Source organism: Flagellimonas oceanensis (assembly GCF_003992595.1).
Classification (GTDB): domain Bacteria; phylum Bacteroidota; class Bacteroidia; order Flavobacteriales; family Flavobacteriaceae; genus Flagellimonas; species Flagellimonas oceanensis.
This window is the reverse complement of sequence record NZ_RZNA01000034.1, coordinates 1-6465: the sequence shown is the minus strand read 5'-3', so window position 1 is coordinate 6465 and position 6465 is coordinate 1. Positions and strand designations below refer to the sequence as shown.

The 6465-nt window shown below is 37.2% G+C and carries 8 protein-coding genes; all 8 read right to left on the bottom strand.

Translation table 11 applies throughout. From position 1 onward, the window contains the following. Positions 1-602, bottom strand: a 602-nt coding sequence (locus EO132_RS09200) for a cation efflux transmembrane domain-containing protein (RefSeq protein WP_164732310.1), incomplete at its 3' end; no start/stop codon positions are given. 294 nt (positions 603-896) lie between these two features. Continuing rightward, on the bottom strand, positions 897-2549 hold the full coding sequence (merA, locus tag EO132_RS09195; protein ID WP_027375687.1) for a mercury(II) reductase: 1653 nt from the start codon (positions 2547-2549) through the stop codon (positions 897-899). Beyond that, positions 2546-2905: a heavy-metal-associated domain-containing protein gene (locus tag EO132_RS09190; protein ID WP_027375686.1), complete on the bottom strand. Its 360-nt coding sequence runs from the start codon at positions 2903-2905 to the stop codon at positions 2546-2548. Before EO132_RS09190 ends, merA begins: the two co-directional genes overlap by 4 nt. Positions 2906-2952: 47 nt before the next feature. Next, the gene (gene merTP, locus EO132_RS09185) at positions 2953-3558 is read right to left on the bottom strand and encodes a mercuric transport protein MerTP (protein ID WP_027375685.1); all 606 of its coding nucleotides are present in this window, start codon (positions 3556-3558) and stop codon (positions 2953-2955) included. Further along, positions 3555-3932 (bottom strand): ArsR/SmtB family transcription factor, encoded by a 378-nt coding sequence (locus EO132_RS09180; RefSeq protein ID WP_027375684.1) that lies wholly within the window; start codon positions 3930-3932, stop codon positions 3555-3557. The genes merTP and EO132_RS09180 overlap by 4 nt, the downstream gene beginning before the upstream one ends. Positions 3933-4328: 396 nt before the next feature. Then, the gene (locus EO132_RS09175) at positions 4329-5507 is read right to left on the bottom strand and encodes a toxin-antitoxin system YwqK family antitoxin (RefSeq protein WP_094998214.1); all 1179 of its coding nucleotides are present in this window, start codon (positions 5505-5507) and stop codon (positions 4329-4331) included. Beyond that, entirely contained in the window at positions 5504-6028 is a 525-nt protein-coding gene (locus EO132_RS09170) for a hypothetical protein (RefSeq protein WP_127137563.1), read from the bottom strand. Before EO132_RS09170 ends, EO132_RS09175 begins: the two co-directional genes overlap by 4 nt. Further along, positions 6025-6465 (bottom strand): hypothetical protein (locus EO132_RS19460; protein ID WP_205780345.1); only part of this gene is annotated, 441 nt, incomplete at its 5' end. The genes EO132_RS19460 and EO132_RS09170, both read right to left, overlap by 4 nt.

Here is a 6465-nt window from a genome sequence, read left to right as displayed (position 1 = left end):
TTTGACTTTTGCAAAATGTAAAGACAAATTCCGTTTGCGATAAGTGCAAAAATCGAAACGATAATCATTGTCGAAAAATCGGGTAATTTCTCGTCTCCGAAAAATCTTCTTAAAACTTCCACAAATCCGATAATTGCAAGTGTAATTTGAAAATATCCAGCAAGTTTGGCAATACGCTTTTTCTTAATCAATGTTCCGCCAACCGCAAACAAACTAATTCCGTAAACAAAACTGTCGGCAAGCATATCCAAACTATCGGCAACAAGTCCCATTGATTTTGAGATTATTCCTGTTGTCATTTCGATTATGAAAAAGGCAAAATTTATGGCAAGTACAGACCAAAGTAACTTTTTTTGGTTTGCATTTTCTTTAAATTCCGTTTGGTCGGTTTGTTCGGTCGAGATTTTCTTTCCGCCTAAATTTAGTTCGATAACGGACTTTTCGATTTGGTCGGTTTCCCCGCTGTGAAAAACAGTCAGTTTTCGGTTCGGAATATCAAAGTCCAAATTCGCAATACTTGAAATTCCGTCCAATTTCATTCGGATTAGATTTTCCTCTGAAGGACAGTCCATTTTGGTAATTTCAAATATTGTCTTTTTCACTCGGTTTCTGGGTTTCTCGGCATTACTTACAACGGTTTCGTGTATGAGCAGTAGCGGATTTGAAAGTACAAACCTTTCAGTTTAGCACAAAGCTTATTAAAAGCACAGACCTTGATTTTACCACTTCACCCGCTATTGCTTATACACAATGTTGTGCGTTCGCCCTTTATTTTCAGTCGGTTTAGTCAATTTTCAAAGGTAGGATTTTTTGGGGTAGGGAAGGCACTCTCTCTTGCAAGTTTTGGTCAAGCGTTGGCTGGTGCGACTTGCAAGAGTGTGTGCCTTTGGGGCGGATTAACTGGCACAGCAACTTAATTTTGATACGTCTTTTCCGAAAGTTATTGCTGCTAATTTTATACCTTCTCCCAAAGTCAAATAAGGGTAGAAACTGTCTGCTAAGTCTTTCACCATTATTCCGTATTTGATTGCCATACTTAATTGTTGTATGAGTTCTCCACCTTCGGGTGCGACTACTCTTGCACCTATAAGTTTGTCAGTTTCCGAGTTACGAATGAGTTTGATGAAACCCCTTGTGTCGTTGGCTGCTATGGCTCTCGGTACGTCTTTCAATTCCAATTTTGACACTTCAAACGGAATGCCTTTTGATTCTGCCTGTGCTTCATCTAAACCTGCCCCTGCAATTTGTGGGTCAGTAAACACCACCCAAGGTAAAGAAGAATAATCGGCTTTATTATCTGTTCCTGAGAACGCATTTTCAACGGCAATTTTACCTTCAAAAGCGGCTGTATAAACAAATGCAGGGGTGTTGGTTACGTCACCTGCTGCGTAAATGTTAGGTAGATTGGTTTCCATTTTTTCATTCACAGCGATATGTCCGCTTTTGGTGAGTTCCAAACCAATGTTATCTAACCCTAATTGGCTTGTATTGGCTTTTGTGCCTGTGGCAATTACTACCTTACCTTTTTCTATAATTTGCGTAAATGAACCGTCAGGACATTTACAGTGAATGATGGTTTCATTCGCTTGTTTCTCGAATTTCACGGCTCTGAAATTAGGTAAGATTTCAATGCCTTCTTTTCGCATTTGGGTTTCCAATGCTTCACTGATGTCTGGGGTTTGTGTCCGTAGAACACGGTCGGTAAATTCAATGATTCGGACTTTAACGCCTAAACGATTGTACGCCATTGCAATTTCCAAACCTATGTAACCTGCTCCCATAATGGTCAAGCTTTCGGGTTTTTCTTCCAAGTCGAAAAGGGAAACGTTGGTCAAGTAGTCAATTTTGTCCAATCCTTCAATAGTCGGAATGTTGGTCGTAGCTCCCGCAGCAATTAAAAATTTGAAGGCTTTGTATTCCTTGCCATCAACCAAAATGGTTTTGTTGTCTTTGAATTTTGCCCAACCTTTTAGCATAGTCAGGTTTTCAAAATCGCTTACCACATCCATATATTTTTTCTCTTGAAGTGTGGCTACTAATTTTTTCTTGTCTTTGATGATTTGAGCGAAATCAATATCAACTCCTTTTGGCTTGATGCCTTCAAAGTTGGAATGTGTAGCGTGATAAGCCGACTCGCCTGCACGAATAAGATTTTTAGAAGGCACACAACCCACGTTGACACAAGTACCGCCAAAGTCCAAACCACCGTTTACCATTAAGGTCGATAATCCTAAACTTTCGGCTTTGATTGCTGCCGAAAATGCAGCCGAACCGCCACCGATAATGATTAAATCAAATTGATTAATTCCGCTGTTTCCATTATCAGGGATTTCACTTTTTACACGATAGTTTTTTGTGCCGTTGATGGTATTAATGATTTCTTCTTTGCTGGTTTTGGTAGGGTCAAAAGAACATTCGCAAGTAGCTTTTGGATAGCTCACATTAGCTTCTTTTACACCTTCATTTTTGGAAAGTAATTTTTCAATGCCTGTTGCACAATGGTCGCAGGTCATTCCTATGATGTCAAGTTTTATTATTTCTTTGTTCATAATGATTTCTCTTTTTGATTTTCCTTAATGATTTCGGCTTTATAGCCTGTCTGCTCAATAACCTTGATGATAGCGTCAGGATTTGTTTTCTTTGGGTCGTATTGGATGGTTGCCAAATCGCCCGGATATTCCACTTTGTGTTCAATAATGCCGTCCACTTCTTTGAGGGCATTTGAAATATGGTTGGAACAACCTGCACAAGTCATTCCCGTGATTTTCAGTTGCAGGGTCTTACCTTCTTGCTGTGTTGTATTTGCTGTTTGTGCTTTATTGTCAGTCGGTTTGCAACATTGTGCATTGAGCTGAGCAATTCCAATTAGGAACAAAGCACTCAATAGAATTAAATTCTTTTTCATTGTGTAATTATTTAATTAAGTTCTTAAATACAAAAGGCAAAAAAATACTATTTCTTGCCAACCACTTTGTAACCTGTACCGTTGATGGCTTCTTCAATTTGAGCGATACTCACTTTGGTTTGGTCAAATTCTACTTTGGCAATCGCTTCTTCATAAATCGCATCTACCTTAACAATGCCTGGCAATTTGTTCACATCATTTTCTACGTGTGAAGCACAACCATTGCAAGTCATTCCTTTTACATCAAAAGTTACCGTTTGGATGTCAGAAGCATTGACGATTACAACTTCCTTGTTGTCGTTTGAAGGATAGAAAATGTGTGCATAGTTTGGAAAAGCGAGCATCAAGGCTGCAAACACGGTTACAATTCCCAAGAATGTTTTGGTCTGCATAAAGGGTTTTTTTTCGTCTTCTTCGCAATCACATTGGATTTCTTCGGCTGTTCGTGGTTTGAGTTTCTGATACCAAGCAAAGCCCAATACCAAAACGGTGATACCGATTAGATAAGGTCTTGCTGGTTCCATCCATGAAAAGGTAGATGCCACTCCTGAAGCTCCTGAAATAAGAGCCAATACAGGTGTAATGCAGCAAAGTGATGCTGCTACTGCCGAAAGCACACCCGCTCCGACAAGTCTGTTGTTTTTCTTGTTCATACTGTTTCCTTTTTTGAATTGTTTATGATGTGTTTAAAAAATGGACGAAGTAAAGTAAGTTGCTCCTGTTTCAAAGAGTAGAAAATGGTTTGTCCTTCTCTTCTACCTTCAATGACGTTTCCGTCTTTTAGTTTTCTGAGGTGTTGCGAAACGGCAGGGATGCTCATTCCGAGAATGTCTGAAAGGTCGCAAGGACAAAGTTCGTTTTCTTCTTCTAAGAGAAATAAGATTTTTAACCTTACTTCGTTTCCTGCCAATGCTAAAAGTCCACTCAGTTGACTGAATGCCTTGTCGTTGGTTTGAAGTATTTCTCTACAATTGTCTATTTGAACCTTGTCGGCAAACACACGGATACACGATTGATTGTTTTCCATAATTTCCTTGTTTAGGATTTAATAACGCAGCAAAAATACAAATAGTTTTCTTATATAAGCAAATACTTAATTATAGTTTTTAACAATTCTTCTTTGTCAGCGGTGGGTGATTTAGCTCTTTTGGTTTTTTAGCGTTGGCTTTGAGTGTCGGAAAAACCAAATGTGCTAAATGTGCGGTGGGTTTTTAGGGTGACGCACAACGGTCGTGTGTATGGCTCGTTGCGTGCAAATTAGCGATTATTTTCGGTTGAGCCACAAGCCAGATTTTTAAATTTTACTATTTATCTTTCTTGTTGGAAATCGTCAAATTTAAAAATTTGGCGACTTCCCAAATATGCATTAAATTAGGTTTAAGCAAATGTTTAGCAATGAGCTATACACGTTGTTGGCATTTCGTTATTTTTTCACTCCGAGTGTTTCTATTATTTCCAAAGGTTTGTCAATCCTTTTTAGTTTCTTCTCTAAATCTCTACTTTTTGTATTTCTTAATTCGTTCATTTTTTCAGATAACCCAATACCTAAAGTTAACAAATCGACTTTCTGTTGCAAATCGTCTGTCTTTCTCAATTCAGCCTTGACATAATTTGTTGCAATTGCATAGGCGTTATACAAATGTTTCTTTTTGGTCTTATAAACTGTTTCGTCAAAAAGCATTGACCCAGCTTTATCCTCCACTACATATAATTTCTCAATGTTTTTGATTTGTAGCTCGAACTCTTTTGATAGCTCATTGACCTTTTTGGTCAAAGCAAGTCTTTCTTCTTCAATTTTTTTTATTCGTTCGGTCTCTTTTTGTTCCGCCAATCGTTTTTCTTCAAGTAGTTTCCTTCTTTCTTCTTCTTTTTTTGCTTTTTCTATTTCCTTTTGGCGAGCTATTTCTTGTTCTTCTTGTGTTGGCATTAGCTTGCCCAATTCGTATAAGTCTTTTGATTTTATTGTACCATCTTCGTTGTATTCAATCCAAGCACCATCTTTTTCGCCATTTACTAAAAAACCTTTTACCTCTAAATAGCCAGATTTGCTCCAACCTAAATATTCGCCATCAATCTGTTCGTTTTCATTTATTGTGTATTCAGCAAATTTGTTCCCATTTTCATAGTACTCAAAGCTTTTCCCAATCTTTAATATTTTTTTCTCTTGACCATTTGGAAAGTAAATTGTATTGCTAACGAGAATATCATTTTTATAAGTCTGTCTGAATTCTAAATATCGTTTACCATTTTCGCTAAAATTGTATCTTAATCTTTCGCCATTTAATCGACCATTTTTGTAATTAGCTACATCAGATATTTTACCTAAACTCTGAACACCTCCATAAGTTACAGACGCCTCATTTGCTCCAACATAAGTTGTTGATTTGCCATTCAGCTTGTTATTCGTATAGTTTCGATGTTCCAATAAATTTCCATATTCATCGTAAAGTTTATAATAACCGTTTATTGTTGGTGTATTTGGTTTTACCTGATAAACTTCTTTTATTTTGGTTTTAGAATAGGGGTCGTAATATGTTTTTACCAATGTTTGAGAAAAGATAAAATTTGAGACGAATAAGAATAATAAAGTAATTTTTTTCATTTTATTGATTTGCAAGGTTTTTGAAATACGTTATCGAAAGCTATTTCCATTTGTTCTCGGATTAATTTTGAGCTATTTTTCATTTTGTGAACTATTACAGTCCATTTCCAATCTTTGTAAGGTTCTTGATTTATATTTATTCCATTGATTTTGTCTTCAATTTTTAAGCAAACTTTGTAATTTGGTTCGTTGCTTTTTCTTGTCGAGTTGTAATATTCGTTGGACAGATGACTTAAAATTCTTTTTTTGGTAAAGTATGAATGTCCTCTGTAAATAGCTTTCAAGTTTTGATAGTCAAATTGACACGGGTTTTTCTCAAATATTTTGTTGGTTAGTATGATGTAAAAACCAGTTCCGTAATAAATCTTTTTGAGGTCATTTTCTGTTTCGACCTTTATAATTTGAATATCACTATTAGGTTTGGAATAGTCATAATTTTTAAAGTAGTCTTTTAAATCCTCTGCAATTGATTTTGATGTGTTCTCCATCAAAACAGTATATTTTTTAATTCTGTCTCTCAAATTTCGGGTTTGGTTATAATGAATGCCAACGGTTCGGCTATGATTCCGTTGCGGAGAAATTCGGCAGAATTTCGAGGTATGGAATCAAGCCAGATATAAAAGTAGTGAATTTTGGGGTTGTACCTGTGCCGCAATGGATTATAGCCATTGTTGGCCGACGTGGCGAACGTGGACGTTGGAGTTTTGCCCGAAGAACACTTTGCGCGCTTGGCTTTTGTCTCCCGTTTTTTTTTGTCCGAGTTGTGTCCGACCACAGTTTTTTTCAGCGTGCAGCTTTTCAGTTCCGATCGTGCGTCCGAGTGAGTTCGGCATAACCATTTTTTTTTGCGCAAACCTGCTCCAAAGGGAGACAAAAGTGGGAGAGAAGCGGAGTTGTTTTTTTTAATAACCGCGCTGATTGGGTCCTGCTTGGTGGTTTTCCCGCTATGGCGGCCAAC

What these genes read in the sequence shown, in the direction of transcription:
- merA (WP_027375687.1), bottom strand. Translation starts at nt 2,549, where the DNA reads ATGAACAAAGAAATAATAAAACTTGACATCATAGGAATGACCTGCGAC.
- EO132_RS09190 (WP_027375686.1), bottom strand. Translation starts at nt 2,905, where the DNA reads ATGAAAAAGAATTTAATTCTATTGAGTGCTTTGTTCCTAATTGGAATT.
- merTP (WP_027375685.1), bottom strand. Translation starts at nt 3,558, where the DNA reads ATGAACAAGAAAAACAACAGACTTGTCGGAGCGGGTGTGCTTTCGGCA.
- EO132_RS09180 (WP_027375684.1), bottom strand. Translation starts at nt 3,932, where the DNA reads ATGGAAAACAATCAATCGTGTATCCGTGTGTTTGCCGACAAGGTTCAA.
- EO132_RS09175 (WP_094998214.1), bottom strand. Translation starts at nt 5,507, where the DNA reads ATGAAAAAAATTACTTTATTATTCTTATTCGTCTCAAATTTTATCTTT.